Annotated in this window: 18 protein-coding genes and 2 pseudogenes; 13 read left to right on the top strand and 7 right to left on the bottom strand. The window is 69.7% G+C overall.

From position 1 onward, the window contains the following. Positions 1 to 21: 21 nt before the first annotated feature. The gene (locus AMK29_RS20550) at positions 22 to 696 is read left to right on the top strand and encodes a response regulator transcription factor (RefSeq protein WP_073814966.1); all 675 of its coding nucleotides are present in this window, start codon (positions 22 to 24) and stop codon (positions 694 to 696) included. Further along, entirely contained in the window at positions 689 to 2,155 is a 1,467-nt protein-coding gene (locus AMK29_RS20555) for a sensor histidine kinase (protein WP_073814968.1), read from the top strand. Before AMK29_RS20550 ends, AMK29_RS20555 begins: the two co-directional genes overlap by 8 nt. A 514-nt stretch (positions 2,156 to 2,669) precedes the next feature. Here the strand turns inward: AMK29_RS20555 and AMK29_RS20560 are convergent. After that, positions 2,670 to 3,614, bottom strand: coding sequence for a helix-turn-helix domain-containing protein (locus tag AMK29_RS20560; protein WP_241845578.1), 945 nt, complete (start codon positions 3,612 to 3,614; stop codon positions 2,670 to 2,672). 307 nt (positions 3,615 to 3,921) lie between these two features. Here AMK29_RS20560 and AMK29_RS20565 point away from each other — a divergent pair, with 307 nt between their 5' ends. From AMK29_RS20565 to AMK29_RS20595, 7 genes are all read left to right on the top strand, one after another. After that, the gene (locus AMK29_RS20565; protein WP_073814971.1) at positions 3,922 to 4,890 is read left to right on the top strand and encodes an alpha/beta hydrolase; all 969 of its coding nucleotides are present in this window, start codon (positions 3,922 to 3,924) and stop codon (positions 4,888 to 4,890) included. Between the two features lie 90 nt (positions 4,891 to 4,980). Beyond that, positions 4,981 to 5,709 carry a GPR1/FUN34/YaaH family transporter gene (locus AMK29_RS20570; protein WP_241845580.1) on the top strand — a complete coding sequence of 243 codons (729 nt, stop codon included), beginning with the start codon at positions 4,981 to 4,983 and terminating at the stop codon, positions 5,707 to 5,709. An 82-nt stretch (positions 5,710 to 5,791) separates the two neighbouring features. Then, the gene (locus AMK29_RS20575) at positions 5,792 to 7,681 is read left to right on the top strand and encodes an amidohydrolase (protein WP_073814974.1); all 1,890 of its coding nucleotides are present in this window, start codon (positions 5,792 to 5,794) and stop codon (positions 7,679 to 7,681) included. A 78-nt stretch (positions 7,682 to 7,759) separates the two neighbouring features. Beyond that, the gene (locus AMK29_RS20580; RefSeq protein WP_073814976.1) at positions 7,760 to 8,434 is read left to right on the top strand and encodes a hydrolase; all 675 of its coding nucleotides are present in this window, start codon (positions 7,760 to 7,762) and stop codon (positions 8,432 to 8,434) included. A gap of 14 nt (positions 8,435 to 8,448) precedes the next feature. Next, positions 8,449 to 8,973 carry a DoxX family protein gene (locus tag AMK29_RS20585; RefSeq protein WP_073815788.1) on the top strand — a complete coding sequence of 175 codons (525 nt, stop codon included), beginning with the start codon at positions 8,449 to 8,451 and terminating at the stop codon, positions 8,971 to 8,973. A gap of 58 nt (positions 8,974 to 9,031) precedes the next feature. Then, positions 9,032 to 9,889: an alpha/beta fold hydrolase gene (locus AMK29_RS20590; protein ID WP_073814978.1), complete on the top strand. Its 858-nt coding sequence runs from the start codon at positions 9,032 to 9,034 to the stop codon at positions 9,887 to 9,889. A gap of 27 nt (positions 9,890 to 9,916) precedes the next feature. Beyond that, positions 9,917 to 10,789, top strand: a complete 873-nt coding sequence (locus AMK29_RS20595; RefSeq protein ID WP_073814981.1) for an alpha/beta hydrolase — start codon at positions 9,917 to 9,919, stop codon at positions 10,787 to 10,789. Positions 10,790 to 11,576: 787 nt separating this feature from the next. Here AMK29_RS20595 and AMK29_RS20600 read toward each other — a convergent pair. Both AMK29_RS20600 and AMK29_RS37295 read right to left on the bottom strand, forming a co-directional pair. Further along, entirely contained in the window at positions 11,577 to 12,566 is a 990-nt protein-coding gene (locus AMK29_RS20600) for a helix-turn-helix domain-containing protein (RefSeq protein WP_073814982.1), read from the bottom strand. 784 nt (positions 12,567 to 13,350) lie between these two features. After that, positions 13,351 to 13,428 (bottom strand): annotated as a pseudogene (locus AMK29_RS37295) (SRPBCC family protein); the annotation flags it as partial. A 736-nt stretch (positions 13,429 to 14,164) separates the two neighbouring features. On the opposite strand from AMK29_RS37295, the pseudogene AMK29_RS20605 reads away from it, so the two are divergent. Both AMK29_RS20605 and AMK29_RS20610 read left to right on the top strand, forming a co-directional pair. Then, positions 14,165 to 15,363: pseudogene (locus AMK29_RS20605) on the top strand (hypothetical protein). Positions 15,364 to 15,374: 11 nt separating this feature from the next. Then, positions 15,375 to 15,974 (top strand): hemerythrin domain-containing protein, encoded by a 600-nt coding sequence (locus AMK29_RS20610; protein WP_073814984.1) that lies wholly within the window; start codon positions 15,375 to 15,377, stop codon positions 15,972 to 15,974. A gap of 132 nt (positions 15,975 to 16,106) precedes the next feature. Here the strand turns inward: AMK29_RS20610 and AMK29_RS20615 are convergent, their stop codons facing one another. Together AMK29_RS20615 and AMK29_RS20620 are read right to left on the bottom strand one after the other, a co-directional pair. Next, positions 16,107 to 16,676, bottom strand: coding sequence for a hypothetical protein (locus AMK29_RS20615; protein WP_073814986.1), 570 nt, complete (start codon positions 16,674 to 16,676; stop codon positions 16,107 to 16,109). Positions 16,677 to 16,851: 175 nt separating this feature from the next. Continuing rightward, complete coding sequence (locus AMK29_RS20620; protein ID WP_079197015.1) at positions 16,852 to 17,325, bottom strand: SPW repeat protein; 474 nt, start codon at positions 17,323 to 17,325, stop codon at positions 16,852 to 16,854. 302 nt (positions 17,326 to 17,627) lie between these two features. On the opposite strand from AMK29_RS20620, the gene AMK29_RS20625 reads away from it, so the two are divergent. Next, positions 17,628 to 18,059 (top strand): SPW repeat domain-containing protein, encoded by a 432-nt coding sequence (locus AMK29_RS20625; RefSeq protein ID WP_073814988.1) that lies wholly within the window; start codon positions 17,628 to 17,630, stop codon positions 18,057 to 18,059. On the opposite strand, the gene AMK29_RS20630 is transcribed toward AMK29_RS20625, so the two are convergent. Beyond that, positions 18,056 to 18,484 (bottom strand): hypothetical protein, encoded by a 429-nt coding sequence (locus AMK29_RS20630; protein WP_073814990.1) that lies wholly within the window; start codon positions 18,482 to 18,484, stop codon positions 18,056 to 18,058. The genes AMK29_RS20625 and AMK29_RS20630 overlap by 4 nt on opposite strands. Continuing rightward, complete coding sequence (gene ctaD / locus AMK29_RS20635; RefSeq protein ID WP_073814992.1) at positions 18,481 to 20,196, bottom strand: aa3-type cytochrome oxidase subunit I; 1,716 nt, start codon at positions 20,194 to 20,196, stop codon at positions 18,481 to 18,483. Before ctaD ends, AMK29_RS20630 begins: the two co-directional genes overlap by 4 nt. A 1,368-nt stretch (positions 20,197 to 21,564) precedes the next feature. Here ctaD and AMK29_RS20645 point away from each other — a divergent pair. Continuing rightward, positions 21,565 to 22,482, top strand: a complete 918-nt coding sequence (locus AMK29_RS20645) for a DUF6891 domain-containing protein (RefSeq protein ID WP_073814996.1) — start codon at positions 21,565 to 21,567, stop codon at positions 22,480 to 22,482. Positions 22,483 to 22,488 lie beyond the last annotated feature (6 nt).

Raw genomic sequence — 22,488 nt, forward strand, 5'->3', positions numbered from 1 at the left:
CACGCAGGCGATACTCAGGCCATGCGCATCCTGGTGATCGAGGACGAGGAACGGATAGCCGCCTCGCTGCGGCGTGGTCTTGCAGCGGTCGGCTACGCCGTCGACGTCGCTCACGACGGCGTCACCGGACTCCACCTGGCCCGCGAGTACCGGTACGCCGCCGTCCTGTTGGACTTGATGCTGCCGCGCCTCAGCGGCTACCAGGTGTGCGCCCGGCTGCGGGCCGAGGGCAACGACGTGCCGGTGCTGATGCTGACCGCGAAGAACGGTGAGTACGACGAGGCCGAGGGCCTCGACACCGGCGCCGACGACTACCTCGCGAAGCCGTTCTCGTACGTCGTCCTGGAGGCCCGTCTGCGAGCCCTGATCCGCCGCGGCGGCGCCCGCGTCCCCACCCTCCTGGAAGCCGGCGACCTGTGGCTCGACCCGGCTCGCCGCACCTGCGGACGGGGCAGCGGGCAGATCGCGCTCACCCCGAAGGAGTTCGCCGTCCTGCACTGCCTGCTGGGCCGGCTGGACGAGGTGGTGCCCGTGGTCGACGTCCTCGACGAGGTGTGGTCCGCGGACTTCACCGGCGACCCGAACATCGTGCACGTCTACATCAGCGCCGTACGCAAGAAGATCGATGCCCCCTTCGGGCGGGAGACGATCGAGACAGTCAGGGGTGCCGGCTACCGGGTGAGCGGCCGTGGCTAGGCTTCCGGTCCCGCGTCAGGTTTGGGCGTCCGGGCTCGCGGCGCTGCTGGTCGTCGTCGTGGTGGTCTGCTGGCTGGCATACGCGGACCTGCTGGCCGGGCCCTTGCAGCCGCCGGTGCCCGATGTCCCTGAGGTCGACCGCATCGGCCCCCAGGTAGACCTGATCTCCCGGTGGGGTGCGGAGACCGGGGCGGCGGCCGTCGCACTCGTCTGCTGGTGGACTGGGCGCGGAAGCGGCCCGTGGACCCGGGTCGGTACGACGGCGATGGCCGGAGCCATCTCATATTTCCTTTATGACGCCGCTTGTGAATGGCTGGCCCGTGAGAATCTGGTCGTGCCCGGAAGTGTTGCCCGGGAAGCCCTGCGTTATGGGCTCGGTTTCACCGGTCCGGCGGCAGCCGTGCTCACGGCAGTGCCCGTATGGGCGGCCGTAGCCTTCAGAATGCGTGGCCTGTCCCTGGGGGCGCGCCTGGCACTCGCCGCCTCCGGTGCTGCGGGAGTGCTCTCCTTCTTCATGGTCGCGCTGCTCGACACCACCCGGCACAGCATGCTCAACGCCGACAGCGTCTTCGGCATCGCCCGCACCACCGGAGTGCCTCTTGTCACGATCCTGACCGGCGGTCTCGTGTACGTCACGGTGGCCCGGGCCCTTCGCCCCGTCGAAGCGATCCGCCGCGAACTAGCCGACATCACCGCCCAGTCGCTCGATCGCCGCGTCCCCGTCCCGCCAACCGCAGGCATCATCGCAGACCTGGCCCGCACAACGAACGCGACTCTGGACCGCGTAGAAGCCGCAGCCACTCGTCAACGCGAGTTCACCGCCGACGCGGCGCACGAACTCCGCAGCCCCCTCGCCGCGCTGCGTGCCCAGCTCGAATCGGCCCTGCGCCACCCGGAGACGGTGGCCGACTGGCATGAGGTGGTCACAGAGGCGGTGGATGACGTCATCCGTCTCCAGCGCCTGGCTGACGACCTGCTCCTGCTGGCCAGCCACGGCTCCGTGACCCCGGTACGCGAACCGGTCGACCTCTCGGCCCTCGCGCAAGACCTGGTCCGCGAACACCAGCACCTCCCCGATGCGGCCACCCTCCAACTACAGTGCGAGGCGCTGTCACCAGCGGTCCTCCTGGGCAATCCCGGCCACCTGGACCGCCTCCTGCGCAACCTGCTCACGAACGCCTGCCGCCACGCAAAGACAGAGGTCACGGTCACAGTGATCCGGTCAGGGACGGATCTGGTCCTGTCGGTTCAAGACGACGGCCCCGGCATCCCACCCGCCGACCGCAGCCGCGTCTTCGACCGCTTCACCCGCCTCGACGAAGCTCGCACCCGCGCCACCGGCGGTGCAGGCCTTGGCCTCCCCATTGCCAAAGACCTCGCCATAGCCCACTGCGGCACTCTGACCATCGAGAACTCCGCCTCAGGCGCCCTCCTCGTAGCCCGCTTCCCAGCACAATGACTCTGTCAGGGACCTTAGGGACGTGGTTCATTCGGCCCTGCCGCCACCAGCGTCAACCTGAACCGGCCGACTGCGACGGCTCGAAGCCGTGGTGGCGTCCGGTCGACACCATGAACTGCAGCCCCCGGCCGGTGTCCCTGCCTCGCCCTCCAGGGAAATCCTGCTCGCCGGCCGGTACGGCGCTTCGGGACATGCGCGTGTCCACCGGGTTCCCCGGCAACGTCGACATGGGTTAGGCGTACCGCAGGACGTGGCGGGTGGGCGGCGATCCTCGACGACACCCGCACGGCGCCTGACCCGCCTGCCGGCCAGACCTGATGTTCTGGAGGCGCCGTCGGTACAAGGTCAGTCGGATGACAGCAGGCCGAACGTCTCAGCTGTGTGCAGGTCTTCTGAACTGGGCCTTTTGCGAGCACCGCAGGCTCTCCAACGAGCGTGAGACCGTCCGGCCCTGTGAGGGGCCGGACGGTCGTCCTGGCCAGGCAGGCGCCCCGGAGCAAGCTAGTCCGGAGCTCTAGGCCCTGGCCTGGCGATCAGAGATCGCCAGGACGGGGCGAACAGGTGGGGCAGTTCGGTGGCGCCGCCACTCGCTCGGGGTGGTCCCGTAGGCGTCGCGGAAGCGTCGGGTGAAGTGGCTCGGGCTGGTGAAGCCGCAACGGGCCGCCACGGCGGCGACCGGTAGTGCGGCGTGGCGGGGTGAGGTGAGGAGCCGGCATGCCATTTCCAGTCGCTCGGCGATGAGCCACTGTTCGAGTCGGATACCCGCGCGTCCCAGCACGACGTACAACTGCCTTCTGGAGATGGCGTGTTCCGCGGCGATGCGCTCCGGCCCGAGGTCGGGGTCGGTGAGGTGGCGGCGTGCGTAGGCCGTGATCCGGGTCGCCAGGGCTGTGTCCATGGCCTCTCTGGCCCGTCGGTCCCGCTCGTCGTGCGCCGCGGAGGTCAGCAGGGCGCGTACGAGGTCCGTGGTGGCGTTGGCGAGGGCACCGGCTCCGGGGTCCGTTTCGAGACGGTCCGGATCCCGGAACAGTGACTGCACGTGTCCTAGCAGGAGGTCGTGCACCGGGCTGGCGCGAAGCCGTGCGGAGGCACGGACCACGGTGTCGACCGGTAGGCCGAGATGCTCCATGTCGACGGTGAGTGCCTGCGAGGCGCCGTACCCGGACCAGCCGTAGGTGCGTGGTGCGAGTTCGTGGAAGACGCAGATGTCCTGCGGCCCGAGGGTGAACCGGGTGCCCGCCTGTTCGGCTCGATGGGTGCCCTGGGTCTGGAGCGATACCGACACCACGGGGCGGTCCCGGTGCTGGCGCACGTGTCTGGCTGTGCGCCGGATCTCCAGCCCTGAGCTCCACATGTCGAAGAGGTCCAGGCCGCCCACTCGCCAGCCTTGGATGCGCGCGCTCATCCCTGTCCCGCATTCCTCGTGGACGATGTCGTTCGGCACGGAGGTGTCCGTCATCGCGTGATGGAACGCATCAGCCCTCTCTCGCGGCGCGTAGTCCTCCAGGTCCAACAGCAGCACGAACCAGCCCTCCAGCACGGTCTCCGGGTGTGGCGGCGCCCATCTTCCCGGGAGCACCGGGCACCCGGTTGCTCTGCCGTGCACGGGTCTGTTCTTCCCGTGCCCTCGCGCCGAAGAGCCCTGCGCTGAGGGGCAGCAGGCCAGCACGTACAGGCAACCGGGTCCCTCGCCCGGCCTCTAGCTTCGGACGTGCGCCGCCTGACCCGCGCGGCGTGCACCCTCGATCCGCAGAGAGGTCCGATCCATGACTGACCACGAATGTGTCGCGCCGGTTCTGGAACCGCAGGCCGCCGCCTTCGCCGAAGCGACCGGGGCGCCGCCGTTCCTGTTCCAGCTGCCACCGGCCGAGGGCCGCAGGGCCGTCGATGACGTGCAGTCCGGCGACGTGGAGCTGCCCGCGGTCGACGAGGAGTGGGTGACCGTCAGGGGCGGCCCGACCGGCGAGGTCCGGACCAGGATCGTGCGGCCCGCCGGTGCGCAGGGTGACCTGCCCGTCGTCGTCTTCGTGCACGGCGCCGGCTGGGTCTTCGGCAGCGCCCACTCCCACGACCGGCTGGTGCGTGAACTGGCCGTCGGCACCGGTGCCGCGGTGGTCTTCCCCGAGTACGACCTCTCCCCGGAGCACCGCTACCCGGTCGCCGTCGAGCAGGTCTGGACCGTCGCCCGCTGGGTCGTGACCGACGGCGCCGCTCACGGCCTGGACGCCACCAGAATGGCGGTGGCCGGCGACTCCGTCGGCGGCAACATGAGCACCGTGCTGACCCTGCTCGCCAAGGAACGCGGCGGCTTGACGCTCGCCCATCAGGTGCTCTTCTACCCGGTCACCGACGCCAGCTTCGACACCGGCTCCTACCACCGGTTCGCCGAGGGCTACTTCCTGCGACGCGACGGCATGCAGTGGTTCTGGGACCAGTACACCACCGACGAGAACCAGCGCGCCGAGATCACTGCCTCCCCGCTGCGGGCCACCGTCGAGCAGCTCACCGGTCTCCCCCCGGCGCTGGTGATCACCGCCGAGGCGGATGTGCTGCGCGACGAGGGCGAGGCGTACGCCGCCAAGCTGCGGCAGGCCGGTGTCGAGGTGACCGCCGTCCGCGTCCAGGGCGTCATCCACGACTTCGTCCTGCTCAACGCGCTGCGCGGCACCCAGGGCGCCGAGGTGGCCATTGCACTGGCCATCGCCACCTTGCGCAAGGCTCTCACCGCTCACTGACCCCGAACGGCAGCGGGCGGGGACCAGAGAGTTACCACGGGGGGTCTCGGCCTCCAGCCGCGCCTGTCCCCACCCCCGAGGAGAGACCCCATGGCCACCGGCGACACCACTCCCGAGGGGCCCGCGGCCCCGATGCGGCCTACCGGAGGCCGCCACCACGAGCCCGACCTGCGCGACATGACCCGCATCACCCTGCGGCCCATCGCCTCGCCGATGCCGCTCGGCTTCTACACCGTGGCGATCGCCTCCACCCTCGTCGGCTGCCTCCAGCTCGGCATGTTCGAGGATGGCGCCGAGCGCGCCGTCGCCCTCACGATCCTTCCCGCGTTCATCCTGCAACTCCTGGTGGGATGCCTGGCCTTCGGCGCACGGGATGTCCTGGCGGCGACCCTGATGGCCTGCTTCTCTGGGATGTGGCTGGCCAGTTCGCTGATCCTGGCCACCCAGCCGCCTGGAGGTGCCCGGGTGCTGGGCGTGCTGAACCTCTGCTTCGCCCTCTTCGCTCTGTCGATGGCGAGCGTAGCCAAGCCCAAGCGGGCGCTGTGGCTGGTGCTGTGCACCGCCGTGCCGCGCTTCTCGGCGGCCGCCGCTGCCAACCTGACCGGCGTGCACTGGCTCGCCGGTATCTCCGGCGCGCTGGGCCTGCTGCTGGCCGCGGTCGCGATGTACGCCGCCTTCGCCCTGATGCTGGAGGACATGCGAGGCCAGGAAGTACTGCCGATCGGCCGCACCGGTCCCGCCCACCAGGCCGTCAACGGCGACCTGACAGTCCAACTGCGCAACCTCGAACGCCATGCGGGCGTCCGCCGCACCCTCTGAGCCGGTCACACCAGCGGACCGAGCGGCGCAGCCGGTGTCCGTGCCCACCCCCTTGCCGTGCCACGACAGAGAGCGAGACCCCATGCCCACGATGCCGGTGAGCGGCGTCACCCCCGCACCGGGGACCGGTGACAGCGCCGATGTCGTCCTGCGCAACGCCAGGATCCACACCGGCGACCCGCTACGCCCTGCCGCCACCGCGCTCGCCGTCCGCGCGGGCCGCATCACCGCTCTCGGCGACGACGCCGAGGTGGCCGCCCGCGTAGGGGCTCGCACCAGGGTCGTCGACGCCCTCGGCCGCCGAGTGGTCCCCGGCCTGAACGACTCGCACCTGCACGTCATCCGCGGTGGCCTCAATTACGTGCTGGAGCTGCGCTGGGACGGCGTGACCTCGCTGCGCCAGGCGTTGGCGCTGCTGCGCGAGCAGGCCGGGCGTACCCCGAGAGGCCAGTGGATCCGGGTGGTCGGCGGCTGGTCGGCCGAGCAGTTCGCCGAGCGGCGGATGCCCACGCCCGCCGAGCTGAACCTGTCCGCCCCCGACACCCCGGTGTTCGTGCTGCACCTCTATCAGTCGGCGATCCTCAACCGGGCCGCCGTCCGAGCGGCCGGCTTCACTCGGGACACCCCTGACCCGCGCGGCGGCCAGATCGTCCGTGACCGCAACGGCCGGCCCAACGGGGTGCTGCTGGCGGCGCCGAGCGCGCTGCTCCTGTACTCCACCCTCGCCGCCGCGCCGACCCTGGAAGAGGCCGACCGCAAGGTCTCCACCCGGCATTTCCTACGCGAACTCAACCGCTTCGGCCTCACCTCCGCCGTGGACGCCGCCGGCGGGTTCCAGAGCTTCCCCGACAACTACGGCACCGTCATCGAACTGGCCCGCGCGGGAGAGCTGACCGTGCGGATCGGCTATCACCTCTTCCCGCAGACCGCCGGGCAGGAGCTGGCCGACCTCACCCGCTGGGTGGAGACCGTGCGGCCCGGGGACGGCGACGAGTGGCTGCGGCTCAACGGCGCCGGTGAGAACCTGACGTGGGCCGCGGCCGACTTCGAGAACTTCTCCGAACCCCGGCCTGAGCTGTCGCTTTACGAAGGCGAGTTCGAGCAGGCCGTCCGGCTGCTGCTGGAGCACGGCTGGGGGTTCCGGTTGCACGCCACCTACGACCAGACCATCCGCCGTGACCTCGCCGTCTTCGACAAAATCGCTGCTGAGGGCCTGTTTCCCGGCGGCAGCCGCTGGCTTTTCGACCACGCCGAGACCGTCACCCCCGACAGCCTGGAGCGGATCGCCGCACTGGGCGGTGCGATCAGCGTCCAGAACCGGATGTCCTTCCAGGGCAAAGCCTTCACCGACCGCTACGGCCCGGAGGCCGCCGCGCGCACCCCGCCGCTGAAGGAGATGCTCGCCTCCGGCATCCCGCTGGCGGCCGACACCGACGCCACCCGGGTCTCCTCCTACAACCCCTGGGTCGCCCTGCACTGGCTGGTCACCGGCCGCACCGTCGGCGACCTGGCGCTCTACCCGCCGGACCGCTTGGTCTCCCGCGAGCGGGCCCTTGAGCTGTACACCCGCGGCGGCGCTCGGATCACCGGCGAGGACGACGTCAAGGGCGTCCTCAAGGAGGGCTGGTACGCCGATTTCGCCGTCCTCAGCCACGACTTCTTCACCGTGGACCCGGACGACATCGCGCACATCGAGGCCGTCCTGACCGTCGTCGGCGGCCGGATCGTCTACGCCGCAGCCGAGTTCGAGGGCCTCGACGAAGCCCTTCCGCCGCTCAGCCCGGCCTGGAGCCCGGTCGCCCGCTTCGGCGGCTATCAGGCCACCCCGCCGCCATCAGGCGGCGCCCGCCAGGCCGACCTGCTGGCGCAAGCCGTCGCGGAAGGCGAGCAGCACCGGCAGTGGCGGGCTGTCCGCGGCCCCGTCGTACCCCAGGAGCCGCCGGGCGCCCTCGACCCGTGTTTCGGCGCCTGACCCAACCCTCGGCGGCGACTCGCCGCCCACCCCTCCCGTACCACCTCACCCACCGTTCACCCCAGGAAGGGACCCCTCGTGTCGGACTTCAATTTCGACCTCGACGCCGTCAGCGCTGCTCCCAGCCGTGACCTGCTCACGCCCGACAACGCGATGATGCTGTTCGTCGACCACCAGCCGCAGATGTTCTTCGGCGCCGCCAGCGCCGACCGTGTCGCCGTCATCAACGCCACCGTCGGCCTGGCCAAGGCCGCCCGGGCGTTCGACGTCCCCGTCGTCCTGTCCACCGTGGCCGCCGCCTCCTTCTCCGGGCCGATCCTGCCGCAGCTGCGCGAGGTCTTCCCCAAGCACGACATAGTCGACCGGACCTCCATGAACGCCTGGGAGGACGAGGCCCTGGTGGAAGCCGTCAAGGCGACCGGCCGCCACAAGATCGTGCTCAGCGGCCTGTGGACCGAGGTCTGCCTGGTCCTGCCCGCCCTGTCCGCGCTCAGCCAGGGCTACGAGGTGTACGTCGTCGCCGACGCCTCCGCCGGCGTCACCCCGGCGGCCCACGAACACGCCCTCCAGCGGATGACCGCCGCCGGAGCCGTCCCCGTCACCTGGTTGCAGGTGCTCCTGGAGCTCCAGCGCGACTGGGCGCGCACCGAGACCTACACCGCCACCACCGACGTGGTGAAGGAGCACGGCGGCGCCTACGGCCTGGGCATCGTCTACGCCCACTCCATGATCGACCCGCACGCCGCAGGGTGACCGGCAACCCGACCATGGACACCGATTCCGGGCTGCTCCTGCTGCGCCTCCTTTCGGGTCTGCTGATCGCCGCGCACGGCGTGCAGAAGGTCAGCTTCCTGCTGGGCGGCAGGGGACTGGCCGGCGGCACCGAGGAGTTCCGGCACGACGGCTTCCGCGGCGGGGCGCTCACCGCCCTCGCCGCGGGAGCGAGCCAGATCGGTTCCGGCCTGCTGCTCGCAGCCGGAGCCCTCACCCCGCTCGCCGCCGCCGGAGCCATCGGCGTGATGACCGTCGCGCTCACCGTCAAGTGGCCCAACGGCCTGTGGGTGCAGCACGACGGCTACGAGTACCCCCTCGTCCTCATCGGCATCGCCACCGCGCTCGCCCTCACCGGCCCCGGTCGCCTCTCCGCCGACCGCGCCCTGGGCCTGCCGTACTGGCCCTCCTGGTCCGCCGCTGCCGCGCCGGCTCTCGGCGTGGCGGGCGGCCTCGCCGTACGCGCCCTCCTGCACCGCCCGCCCTCACCCTCGCCGCAGGCACCGCCAAGGTCCCCGTGATCGCACCCGCGCACCTCACATCGATGCCCGTGCCCCCGTACCCGGAAGGACCCCGATCATGACCGGCCGTCCGATCAGCCGACGCCGCACCCTCAAGAGCGCCGTCGGCGCCGCAGCAGCACTCACCGCCGCCGCAACCGCCGGTGCCCCATCAGCCGCCGCTTCCACCGCCGCCGGTGCCGGCTCCGACGAGAAGCAGGCCGGAAAGCCGACCGTGGTCCTGGTCCACGGTGCGTTCGCCGACGCCGCCAGCTGGAACCCCGTCACCGAGCGCCTCCAGCACCAGGGTCACCAGGTGATCGCCGCGGCCAACCCGCTGCGCGGCCTCACCCACGACGCCGACCAGGTGGCCGCCCGGCTCGCCGCCGTCCCCGGACCCGTCGTCCTAGTCGGCCACTCCTACGGCGGGGCAGTCATCACCCAGGCCGCCGCCACCGCCCCCAACGTCAAAGCCCTCGTCTACGTGGCCGCGTTCGTCCCCGACACCGGAGAGGTCCTCGGCGAACTCGCCGCCCGGTTCCCCGGCTCCCAGCTCGACGCCGCGCTCACCCCCGTTCCCGTGCCCGGCGCCGACGGCACCAGCGCCATCGACCTGTACATCCGCCCCGACCGCTACCGCGAGGTCTTCGCCCAGGACGTCGCCCGCCCCACCACCCGGGTGCTGGCCGCCGGGCAGCGCCCGCTCAGCGCCTCCGCGTTCACCGACCGGGTCAGCGGCGCAGCCTGGCACACCGTGCCGTCGTGGACCCTGATCTCCACCCAGGACCGGGGCATCGTCCCGGCACTCCAGCGGTTCCAGGCCGCCCGGGCTCGCTCCCGGACCATCGAGGTGCCCTCCTCCCACCTGCCGATGCACAGCAGGCCCGACGCTGTCGCCGCCCTGATCCGCTCCGCAGCCCGCACCGTCCACCCCTGACACCCGTCGCCGTCAAGGAGCCCTTTCGTGTCGTCCCCCGAATCCATTCCTCCCTACGCACGTGACCTCGCCCAGGTCGAGGCGGCCAACGCCACCGGCCGCGTTCCCGTCGTCTTCATCCACGGCCTGTGGCTGCTGCCCACCAGCTGGGACCGCTGGGCCACCGTCTTCGAGCAGGCCGGCTTCGCCCCGGTCCTGCCGGGCTGGCCCGACGATCCGCACACCGTCGAGGAGGCGCACGAGCACCCCGAGGTGTTCGCGGGCAAGAGCGTCGGCCAGGTCGCCGACCACTTCTGCGACCTCATCGGCCGCCTGGAACGCAAGCCGGTGGTGATCGGCCACTCCTTCGGCGGCCTGATCACCCAGATCACCGCCGGACGCGGCCTCTCCCAGGCATCGGTGGCCATCGACCCCGCGCCCTTCCGGGGCGTGCTGCCGCTGCCGCTGTCCTCCCTACGCGCCGCGAGCGCTGTGCTCGGCAACCCGGCCAACTACCACCGCGCGGTGCCCCTCACCTTCGACCAGTTCCGCTACGCCTTCGCCAACGCCGTCAGCGAGGAGGAGGCCCTGCACCTGTACAACACGTTCGCGGTGGCCGCCCCGGGTGAGCCGCTCTTCCAGGCCGCCGCCGCCAATCTCAACCCCTGGACCGAAGCGAAGGTGGACACCCACGCGGCCGGCCGTGGACCGCTGCTGATCATCTCGGGCGAGAAGGACAACACCGTGCCCTGGGCCATCGCCAACGCCGCCTACAAGAAGCAGGCGCAGAACGAGCACGCCGTCACCGAGATCACCGAGATCCCCGGCCGGGGCCACTCCCTGACCATCGACAGCGGATGGCGCGAGGTCGCCGACACCGCGCTCACCTTCACCCGCCGCTTCGTCGACCCGACCATCTGACACTCCGGGCCAGAGCCGGCCCCCATCGGACACGCCCCCGTGCCGACCCCCAGCTCGCACGGGCCATCCCGGCACGGGGCCTCCCACGAGGCGGGCACGCTGTCCGAACAACCACGCCAAGGAGAAACACGAAGTCGAGTCCGCCGCCCAGCGCCAGGAAATCGAGAGCGCGCCGGGCGGCGCGCTTGCCGATGGTGGCGCTCGCCACCTTCACCTTGCTGCTGACCGCAGGACTTTCACCCGCGACGGCGACCGCACTGGCGACAACGGAACGGTCTCCTACAGCCTCCGGGGAGGCGCCGCCCGGAGACATCTGGTCGCCCTGGCCGCAGCTGGGCCACGTCGGCATGAACCATGGTCTCTCCGTTGTCGGCTTCCGCAACGACGCCCGGCTGTTCCGGTCGGCGGCAACCGGGTATGGACTGTGGAGATGACGATTTCCGATAGCCGGGTCACCACCGGGCCGTACTGGCGCCCGTAGACGCATCCCCGGGTCCTTTCCACCTCCAGCTGCATCCACACTCCCCTGATCTTCGACCACGGCGTTCAGACGCGGGGCGGCCCGGAGCAGCTGCTCACCGACCGCAACGACCCGGCTTGGCGGGCGCAGCGGAAACGCAGTGCTCGGATGCATCAGCCCCGAACCACCAGCTTTGGCACGACCGTTCCACCGACGGTGGCTGCACCTGGCAGGGCGCCGGGTCGGCCATGCGCCCCCGCCTGCGGTCGAGCAGGCCACATCTGGCGGCTCCTCAGGGCCAGGCACTCAGCCCCGAGGCGCTCGAACTCACGGGCGGACGACGCGAAGGTCTTCACCACTGCCGGTGTGCAGGGATCGCCAATCGCTGGGGGAGAGTCCGAAGGCGCCCTTGAAGACGCGACTGAAATGGGCGGCGTTCGGGAAGCCCCACCGGTACCCCACGGCCGCGATCGACCGGTGGCGTGCCGAGGGATCCACGAGTTCAGCGCGGCAGCGTTCGAGTCGCTGCGAGCGCACCCACTCGCCCAGATGCACACCGTTGCGGGCCAGGACCTTGTACAGCTGGCGGACCGAGACGTGGTGGCAGGCCGCGATCCGAGCCGGCGTAAGGTCGTGATCGCCCAGGTGGGCGCGGACATAGTCCATGACCCGCAGATGCAGAGTCTCGTCCGAAGCCTGGACGGTCGCGCGGTGGTCACCGAGACGGGCGGCGATGAGAGCGCGCAGCAGTTCAATGCCTGGTCTGCCTGCAGCGTCCAAGCCCTGGCCGGGAGATGCTGCGGATCGGGCCTGCTGGCGCGCGATTCGCCGCAGACAGGTGGCGGTAAGGTCGGCGAGCGGGTCCCGGCGGCTGAACAACACTGCGGTGGCACGCTCCAGCAGCCTCGTCGGCAAGGCAAGTTCAGTACGCGGGATCCGGAAGTAGTGCTGATGTATCCCGTCCCTGTTGAGGAGTGTGTAGGGGCGGGTGGTGTCGTACAGCACCAGGTCGCCGGGCCGCAGCACAGCCTCCCTGCCATCCTGCACCACGACGCTGCTGCCCGTGACCTGCAACCCGACGAACAGGCTCGGCTCCATGTCATCCCGGACCAGTGCGGGAGTACGTTGCACGGTGGTGGCATTCGCGCGCACCGAGCAGACGGTCAGCGGCCCGACTTGGCTGATCGCCCCCACTGTGCGGATCAGCTGAGGATCGGGCTGATGGGTAATCTCCACCCGCACTACGCTGCTCCAGATCACCTCGCGGATCGCCTCCGCGCGCTCACCAGGCGCCATGGCCATGCTGTCGATCAACATCCGCTGCTTACCTCCCCCTGCCGCCGCTCGGAAAGCCGGCGCCTTGGCCAAGTCAAGCGGGTGACGACATCGGTGACAAGGCGTAGCTGGACGGCGGGATGAAGGCCTTCCACTGAGGTACGGACCGGGGTGCTCCCTGCCGGACCGCGGGCGTCCCACCGCCACCTCGCACGGCGGGGATCCGTTGGCTGGTCATGACCGGCCGGCTGCCGTCCTTCGAGCCCGCGGCCCACCTGCGCCGGCGCGGCATCCGGCACGCATCGCGTGGACGGCGTGGAGCGGATCGAACAGCGTACGGACACGCTCTCCCACTGAAGTCGCCCACCTCGAAGAGTCCGAGCCGCACCGGCCCGCCTATGGCGGGCTCGGACCGCCCACGCTGCCCCACTACCGCACCCCGCTACGAGCCATCTGCGTCCGGGGGCAGGAAGCGGGGCGGAGCGGTTCGCCGAGGTCAACTGGCGGGAGGGCAGCAAAGGCTCGATGCCCTCATGGCTTTCCGTCCTGATGGTCCGGCCCGCGGTCAAGCAGTCCTTGGGCGCAGTCCAGAACGCAGGAGGTGGCCACAACCGAGGGAACGGCGTCCTGCCCACCCGGACCCTCCTGGTCGAGTCGTCCCACGGCCAGGACACGCCGACGGGCTAGTGGATATCGAATCTGCCCGCCACCACCCTGGCCGAGGACTTCGTCAAGTGGGCGAAGATGCGCCGGCGGATCGAGCGCCCGGTGGCCAGCTGCCGGGCTGGCCACCGGGCTGGCCGCGTCGATGCGGTTGGCAGCGATGCGGGAATGTCTCGAACTGGGTCCACTGGTCGTACGCGGCGCGGACCGGGACCTCGACGGACGCCTCGACCTTCGACATGGGGACAGCAGACCGTCGACCCTGCCCTCACGCAGGAGACAGCGCCCCGGACCCGCGACCCGCACCTGATCGGCTACGCCATGGTCCGTTCGGCGCAGGTCAGCACCGACCTCGGTGACGGAGCCGGCGTCGTCGACCTGTGCGAGGCCGCCCTCGACGACGACCGCCTCGTCCCGAGGATCACGGTCATGCAGCGGCAGGCCCCACGGCGCGAGCCTCCTGCGCGACCGTGCGGCCGGCGACCGGCTCATCGACGACGCCGACCGGCTTCTGCCCCGCGTCCTTGACGGCTCGCCCTGGGGCAACGCACGCAGAAGGACGCCTGGGCTGCGTTGCCCGAAAGGCCGGCACGACGGACGCCACCGGGCCCACCGGCCGGCGGGGTCGGTGCCGTGGCAGGAGGCTAGGCTCACGGCCGCCACCGCCCCGAGAGGACCGCCACGACTTCGAGCGGTCACGCACAGAGTCTGTTTTCTTCCGGTCACACCGTGACCGGTGCCACGCCTGTTGTCCGGCCCATCGACACGCAGGTGGCCGCCTCAATGCCTTGTGTGCGCACCCACAGGTCTCGCTCTGGGCCATTCAGGGCAGAGCCGTGCGCGACCGGGCGTGGGAGCGCTGGTCAGCCCTGGGTGAGGGAGAAGCATGTGGCCGCTCGCCCGCGTCCCGGACGGACTTGGATCGCGGCTGCCAGGCGCCCGGGGCGCCACGCTGTTTCTCGAGGAGGAGAACCGCTGTGACCTCCAATCCGCTCGAGCAGCGAGGTGTCCCGCTGGACCGGCAGCTGCGTAGTTGGCGTGAGCTGAACGTCAAGCCGATCGACCCCGCCCACTGTGATCCGTACACCCGGTGCCGCATCATCACGATGAACGGCATCGAAGTTGAAGCGATCATGTTCAGCCATATGCTGGCCCGCAACACGGTCGACCCGGAGGTGAAGCGGCAGCTGGCGCGGACGCGTTACATCGAAGCCCAGCAGCAGAAGGTGGTCAACTGGCTGTTGCCCGGTGTGTCGTCGGTTCTGGAGACCACGATCGCGTACGAGCAGGTCGCCGTGGACCTGACGGCCTGGATCGCCCGGATGGAGCCGGACCCGTACCTGAAGCAGGCGTACGAGTTCGGTGTGCTGGAGGACTTCGATCACTTGTACCGGTACGCCAACCTGTACGAGATGATCGAGCACCGCAAGGCGGAGTCGATCGTCGACGGGCTGACCGAGGTGATGCGGGGCCGTCCGACGAAGTTCCACCACCGCAACCCTGTCGACAACGTCCGTGACGCGTACAAGAAGGACGCGACCGGCCCGCTGTCGAAGCTGCACGCCCTGACGGTCATGTCGGCCGAGCAGCAGACGATGAATTTCTACATGAACACCGGTCCCACCTATATGGAGCCCATCGCGCGGCAGCTCTACCAGGAGATCGGCCTCATCGAGGAAGAGCACGTCACCCATTACGAGTCGCTGGTCGACCCGGGCGAGACGTGGTGGGAGCAGCTGGTCAACCACGAGTACAACGAGTGCTACCTCTATTACTCCTTCATGAGCAGGAGAGCGATCCCAAGGTCAAGGGGATCTGGGAGCTGCACCTGAACATGGAGCTGGAGCACCTGCGCATCGCCTGTGACCTGATGCGCCGGCACGACGGCCGCGATCCGGAGTCGGTGCTCGCGCCGGAACTGCCCGACGTGCTGACCTTCGAACCGAACAAGGCGTACGTGCGGGAGCTGCTGGACACCCAGATGGATCTCACCACTCTGGGCGCCGGGTACGTCCGTGAGGCGCACGAGCGATTCGAGGAGATGCAGCAGCAGATCCACGGGGGCGAGGAGCCGCCCAGCGAGCGTGTGATGGCCGAGCACGACGCGATGTTCGGCCGGGAGTACCGGGTCGAGACCGAGGGCAAGCACCCCGATCCCGCGATGCGCGAGAAGTGAGGGATGCGGCCATGTCGGAACTGAAGACCCCACAAGCAGGCGACGATCACGACGCCGACGACAACGTGGTGGCGCTGCTGATGCGTCAGCACGGGGATATCCGCAACCTCTTCGACGAGGTCGAGTCGGGATCCGGTGACGAGCGCCGCGACGCCTTCCGGCGCCTGGTGCGTCTGCTGGCCGTGCACGAGACCGCGGAGGAGGAGGTCGTCCACCCCTACGCCCGGCGTGCCCTCTCGGGCGGTGCCCAGGTCGTCGACGACCGTCTTGCCGAGGAGAAGGCGGCCAAGGAGAGTCTGGCGACGCTCGATGACCTCGACACCGACGACCCGACGTTCATGCCGCGGTTCTTGAAGCTGCGCAAGGACGTGCAGGAACATGCCCGTGCTGAGGAACGCTACGAGTTCATCCACATCCGCCGCAGTACCGACGCGGTGAACCTGGCGGCGATGGCCGCGGCCGTCAAAGCCGCTGAGGCCATCGCCCCGACCCGGCCGCACCCTGGGGTGGAATCGGCTGCCGCCAACGTGGTGCTGGGTCCGGTCGCCGCGGTCATCGACCGGACCAGGGACGCCGTACGCAAGGCTCTGGACCAGGACGGCTCCAGCTGAACGGGCGCGGGCGATCGTCGGCCTGTCTGCGCCCGGACCCCGTCGGCGCGGGCTCGGCGGCTGCCTCCGCCCCCGCCGCCTGAGGGGCCTCGACCTTTCGCCGGCGTCTCTTCGTGAGCCGGGAGTGGAGTGTCATGTCATGAAGGGGCTCACGGAGCGTGCTCGCTCCCACATGCCGGTGACCTGCTGGTGGGCACGCTGCTGTTCGCCGTGGAGGGCGTTGAGGACCACCAGGCCCCCGGTGAGTGCCGGGACCGCCCACTGGGCCCAGGTCAGCTGCCTGCGGGCCTTGTAGAGGTCGATGGGGTGCTCGTTCGCCTTCTCGGCGTCGTCCGGGTCGGTGGACGCGGCCAGCTCGACTTTCTTGCCCAGGACGCGGGCGTAGGCGGTGGCGGCCAGGGCCGCGGCGGTGAGGACCGTCTTGGCCGTGGTGGAGGCGGCCACGCCCTGCTGGGTGGCGACGCGGTGGGCGTTGAAGGCCAGCAGTCCGCCGCCGCCGAACAGGTGCGCGCCGATGGCGGCGGCGTTGACCGGCGTCCACTTGGCCCAGCCGGCGGACGCGATCCGGTCCGTGGCCGTGTCGGTACCGCCTTCGTCCTTGGCGGCGCCGTTGAGGCCGATCGCGCCCATCAGCGAGCCGCCGAACCAGGCGGCCAGGCCGACATCGTGCAGGCTGCGGATGAGCGTGTTGCGTTCGGACATCACAGTGCTCCTGTAAGGGGTGGGGTGGATGTGGCCGGCGAAGATCCTTGGGGAGGCCGATGGGGATGGTCGGTGAAGCGACCGAGCACTGTTCACCCTCGCCGTATTCCGGCGGGGCCGCCATTACGGCTGGCCCGAACGATTCTTCCCAAGGATCTCGCCGTGCGGGATCAGGTCAGCGCTCGTCGGCCGTGGAGCGGCGGTTGCGGGCACCGTGGCGCTTGTCTGCGCGGTCGCGGGCCGCGAAGGCGGCGGCGAGGGCGAGGAGGGTGGCGACGGCGCCGGTGATGAGGTTGCTGGTGATGGAGCGGGTGTGAGCGACGTCCCCGGCGACGACCCAGGGGGCGACACAGGTCCAGACGCCGATGGCGGCGGCGGCCCAGGCCATGGAGTGGGTGCGTTCGTAGGAGTTTCCGAGGCCGCCGAGCATCAGCATGTAGGCGATGCCGGCGATGAGGTTGGTGACAGCAAGGGTGGTGAAGCCGTTGAAGCCGGCTATCCACGGGGACGCGGCGAGATAGAGACCGGTGATCAGGGCCAGGGCCTCGATCATCTGGGCCCGCGGAGTGGCGGCGGCACGGTCGTGCCGGGCCCGCAGCTCCACCAGGTCGGGATGCTCGTCGATGGGTGCGCGATGAGTGGTCGCCATGATGACCTCCAGAGAAGGATTGGTCGACGGGCCCCTACCCATAAAATGGAGATAAACATACACATCCCATAAAAAGCCGGGCTGAACCGGTACGGAGCGGTCGGACTCGCTGCCCCGCGACCACGCGCGGTATCGCACCCGGCTGCCGCCTCACGGGCAGAAGCGTACGTATGCCCGATATGCAGGTATACGTGGATGGGTAATCCCTGAGTCGATTTGGTCGGTGGCTCCGGTTCGGCGTCCACGCCCCGCGCGTCCGGGCGGGGACGCCGGATGGGCCGTAGCACGAGGAGATGAGGGGCATGGTGATGCACATCGATCGAGGACTCACTCCGCGAGTCTCGGATCCCGCGCATGTGCTGCGGCAGGGGGCACACGATCAGATACTGAGCGTGCTGATGCTCGTTGTGGGAGTGCTGCTCTTGGCGGTGCCGATGGCCACGCAGGTGGGGACGAAGGACGCCCAGGTGAATGAGCTGGTGGTCGGGCTCATCGTCACGTTCACCGCAGGCATGCGCCTGTACCGTGGCGCGGGTGTGCGTTCGGACGCCGTCGTGGGGGTTGCGGGCGTGTGGCTGATCGTTTCGCCGTTCCTCCTCGACGCTCAGAACACCGGCATCCATACCGCGGACCGCGTGCTCAGCTTCGCGGCCGGCAGCGTACTGGTCGCCCTGAGCGCGGTGTCCATGCTGGTGTGGCGCCTGGACCGCAAACGGACCAGGACCAGGGGCTAGTCGGTGACTCTCAGCGCGACCGCCAGGACGACCGTCATGCCGGCGGCCAGGCTGATCACCGTGGCCACGAGGCGCCGTCGTAGCCGGGCGTAGCGGTCGCCGTACTGCGCGCTCAGCCCCTCCGCGCGCGCGACGCAGGCCCGGAACATCGCACGGCGCATGGCGAGATGCTCCCGCGCGAACTCACGGGCGACGTCCGACTTCTCTTGTGGCCCCATCCAGGTGAACCGGCAGGCGAAAGCGGCGCCGGCCTCATCGGCTTCCGTCCTGGCCTGGTGCGCGAGCAGGTACCCCTCGACCCGAGCGATGCCCGCCTCGGCCTCGGACGCCAGGGCACGCGCGTCTGCGCCCGCGGCCCTCCCTCGGGGGTCGCGACGTCGCTCGATGGGTGAGCCCTTCGGGTGCGGACGGCTGGGCAGGCTCATTCTCCCGGGCCCCTGGCGGAGCCGACGTCGTCGATCACATCGCGCTTGCCATGGCCCGATTTGCCGGCGTCCAGCGCGGCCACGCCGGGAAAGTTCAGGTCGAAGGCCGGCGATTCGGAGCGGATCTTCGGCAGGGTGAGGAAGTTGTGCCGGGGCGGCGGGCAGGAGGTGGCCCACTCGAGGGAGCGGCCGAAGCCCCAGGGGTCGTCGACGGTGACCCTGGGGGCCGTCTTGGCCGTCTTCCACACGTTGTAGAAGAACGGCAGGGTGGACATGCCCAGGAGAAAGGCACCGATGGAGGAAACGGTGTTCAGAGCGGTGAACCCGTCGGCTTCGAGGTAGTCGGCATATCGGCGGGGCATGCCCTCGGCGCCCAGCCAGTGCTGGACGAGGAAGGTGGCGTGGAAGCCGACGAAGAGCGTCCAGAAGTGCATCTTGCCCAGGCGTTCGTCGAGCATCGTGCCGGTCATCTTCGGCCACCAGAAGTAGAACCCGGCGAACGTCGCGAAGACGACGGTGCCGAAGACGACGTAGTGGAAGTGGGCGACGACGAAGTACGAGTCGGTGACATGGAAGTCCATGGGCGGCGAGGCGAGGATGATGCCGGTCAGCCCGCCGAAGAGGAAGGTGACCAGGAATCCGATGGACCACAGCATCGGGGTCTCGAAGGAGAGGGAGCCCTTCCACATGGTGCCGATCCAGTTGAAGAACTTCACGCCCGTGGGTACGGCGATGAGGAACGTCATGAACGAGAAGAACGGCAGCAGCACCGCTCCCGTGGCGAACATGTGGTGGGCCCAGACGGTGACCGAGAGACCTGCGATCGCGATCGTCGCGGCGATCAGGCCGATGTAGCCGAAAATCGGCTTACGGGAGAACACCGGGAGGATCTCGCTCACGATTCCGAAGAACGGCAGGGCGATGATGTAGACCTCGGGATGGCCGAAGAACCAGAACAGGTGCTGCCACAGCAGGGCTCCACCATTCTCCGGATCGAAGACGTGGGCGCCGAACTGGCGGTCTGCTTCCAGCACCAGGAGGGCGGCGGCCAGGACCGGGAAGGCCAGCAGAACGAGAACCGAGGTGAGCAGAACGTTCCAGGTGAAGATCGGCATCCGGAACATCGTCATGCCCGGCGCCCGCATGCAGATGATCGTCGTGATGAAGTTGACGGCACCCAGGATCGTCCCGAAACCGCCGAGCGCCAGCCCCATGATCCACATGTCACCCCCCACATAGGGGGTGCGCTCCCCGCCGCTGAGCGGCGTGTAGGCGGTCCAGCCGAAGTCCGCCGTTCCCTGCGTCGTGAAGATTCCCGCGAACGCGATGAGGCCCCCGAAGAGGAAGAGCCAGTACGAGAGCATGTTCAGCCGGGGAAAGGCGACGTCGGGCGATCCGATCTGCAGAGGCATGATCGCATTGGCGAATCCGGCGAAGGTCGGCGTCGCGAACAGCAGCAGCATCACCGTCCCATGCAGGGTGAACGCCTGGTTGTACTGCTCGGGCGAAATGATCTGGATGCCGGGCCGAGCCAGTTCCGCCCGGATCAGCAGAGCCAGCAGGCCGCCCAGCAGGAAGAACACGAACGACGTGATCAGATACAGATGACCGATCTTCTTGTGATCGGTCGTCGTCACCCACGCCACGACCACGGAACCGAAGCTCCTGCCCGGCACGGGAATGGGAGTGACCGGCTCAGTCGAAGTCGCCATGACAACCCTCCTGCATAACGCCGGATGCGCGGCAGGCCCGGCACCCGCCTTCTTGTCTACTCGCAGGAAATACCGGCAAGGCCTGCGCATCGCGGATACGCAAGAGTGATACTCCCCGAATGGCGCTGACCAGCCGTCAACCGCCGTGCAGAATCGGCGACGCCTGCCGATGCGCGCATGGCATCGTCCTGTGGCCCGTCACCGGGAATCGCCAGCACGGCGGCGAGTGCGACTTCGACCAGATCGCCGCCGTAGTACATGATCAGTGGCCTGCCGGGCGCCCACGCGGGGCTGACGGTCGGACGCCGGGCGCGGCATCTCGCCGGCCGACGTGCCCTCCGCCGGCGTGAAGCAGGAGGGATCGGGAGCCAGGGTCGTGGGCCTTCCTGAAGGACGGCGTCCATAGGGAACACGAAGGCGTTCAAGGAAAGCGGTCGCCGCCACGCTGGCCCACCGGGGAGTGACCGTCCGTCCGGGTACGGTCGCCGACACCGTCGAGCGGAACATCCGCACCGTAGCCGAGTGGCTCGGTATTCAGGAGGAGCGGCGCGCGATTCAGGAGACTCTGCCTGGCGGTATGTCCCAGCGTCGGCCGCACGTCGTCGAAGAAGCGACAGTCGCCGGCGAACGTGGGGCGCAGTCCGGTGCACTCCTCGGCGGTGACCCGGCGGGTTTCGGGCTACTCGCTCATTTGTGACTGTGTCAACGACGGTCATCCTTCAACCGGCGTCACTGGCCCACAGGCTGAACGGCCCGCACCGTCACCCGGTGCGGGCCGTTCATCCACCCGAGAGCCTGCCGGAAGGGGGAGTACGGCAGACCCTGCATATCCAGAGCGGTCCCATGCGCTCCATCCCCGCATGCCCCCGATCTCACGACCTACACCCAACCTTCCGACCGAACAGCCCGGACAGCCGGGTCGGGCGTGCCAGGGGGCCGGGAACGCATTGCGCCCCCGCACCGAGGCACGGGGGCACACAGGGTGAGGGTGATCTCGTCGCCCGCGACAAGGCCGGTGTCCTCTGGTACTACGAGGGCTCTGGGAACCCGGCCGCGCCGTTCACGTCTCGCGTTCGGGTCGGCGACGGCTGGAACACGTGCACCGCCATCGTCGGCCAGGGGGCAGTGGCTACAACGCCGTGGCACGTGACACCAGCGGCGTGCTCCGGTCGTACGGGTACGCGTTCGAGAAGCGCTGGTTCTTGATCGCGGCGAAGACCTCCGGGTGCCGTGGGGGTGCACGGGCGCCACACCACATACGGAGGTCTTCGTGTCCCACCCTGATGGCCACGGCAGGTCGGGGCGCCCAGAGTGCGGGGATCAGGGTCCGTGGATCGGTTGTCAGAGGCCTGTGTCAGAGTCTGTTGCATGCTCGAGATCGTGGTGAAGACGGAGAACGGGGAGCGGCACGTCCGTGTGTCCGCAGAGGAGTTGGCCGGGCTCGTCCGGCGCATCGGCGATGAAGGGGACCGTTTCCTGGTGGTCCAGCGGATACCGGACCTGCCCGATGTCTTTGCCCAGGTCTGGCACAAGACGGGTGGCGACTACACGCTGGAGCACCGGGACGGTGCTGCCACCCGCCACTTCCAGGTGATGACCGGCGGCCCTGAGGCCGTGATCGCGGCAATGGCCGGCTGGGCGCGCCAGGAGGCAGGCTGGGACACCGGGCTTGACTGGTCGCTACTGGACATGGGCCCCGCCCGCGAAGTGCCGCCGCTCGACCTCGACGCGCGCGAAGCCGAGGAGTTGGAACGGCGCGTCCGGGAGGTGCTGGCAGGCGGCTACGCCTCCCGCGGCGAACTGACCGAGATCGCGGAACATTACCTGGTCACCGAGGACCGCCGGCCGGTCACGCGTGAGCAGGCCGAGGCGCTGGTCGACAGGCTGTGGCTGGAGCGGGTCGAGGAGCAGTCGAGCTGGCGGGGCGAGACGGACCCCGAACGCCTCACTCGCGCGTTCGAGAGCCTGCGGGAGGCCGGCATCACCGCTCGCGAGAACTTCGCCTGCTGCCGCACCTGTGGCGAGTCGGAGATCGGCGGCGAGGGCGGGCCCGACGCCCGCGGCTTCGTCTACTTCCACACCCAGTGCACGGACTCCGCCGCCGCTGGCAAGGGACTGATGCTCCTGTACGGCGGCTTCGACGGCTCACCCGAGACGACGACGGCCATCGGCCGCGAGGTCGTGGCCGCCCTCGAAGCAGCCGGCCTTCCCACCGAGTGGGACCGGAGTCCCGACCGAGCCATCACCATCACCCCTCTGGACTGGCGCCGCCGCCTGGTCGGCTAGGGACTG

Origin of the sequence: Streptomyces sp. CB02261 (assembly GCF_001905665.1) — a bacterium.
Classification (GTDB): domain Bacteria; phylum Actinomycetota; class Actinomycetes; order Streptomycetales; family Streptomycetaceae; genus Streptomyces.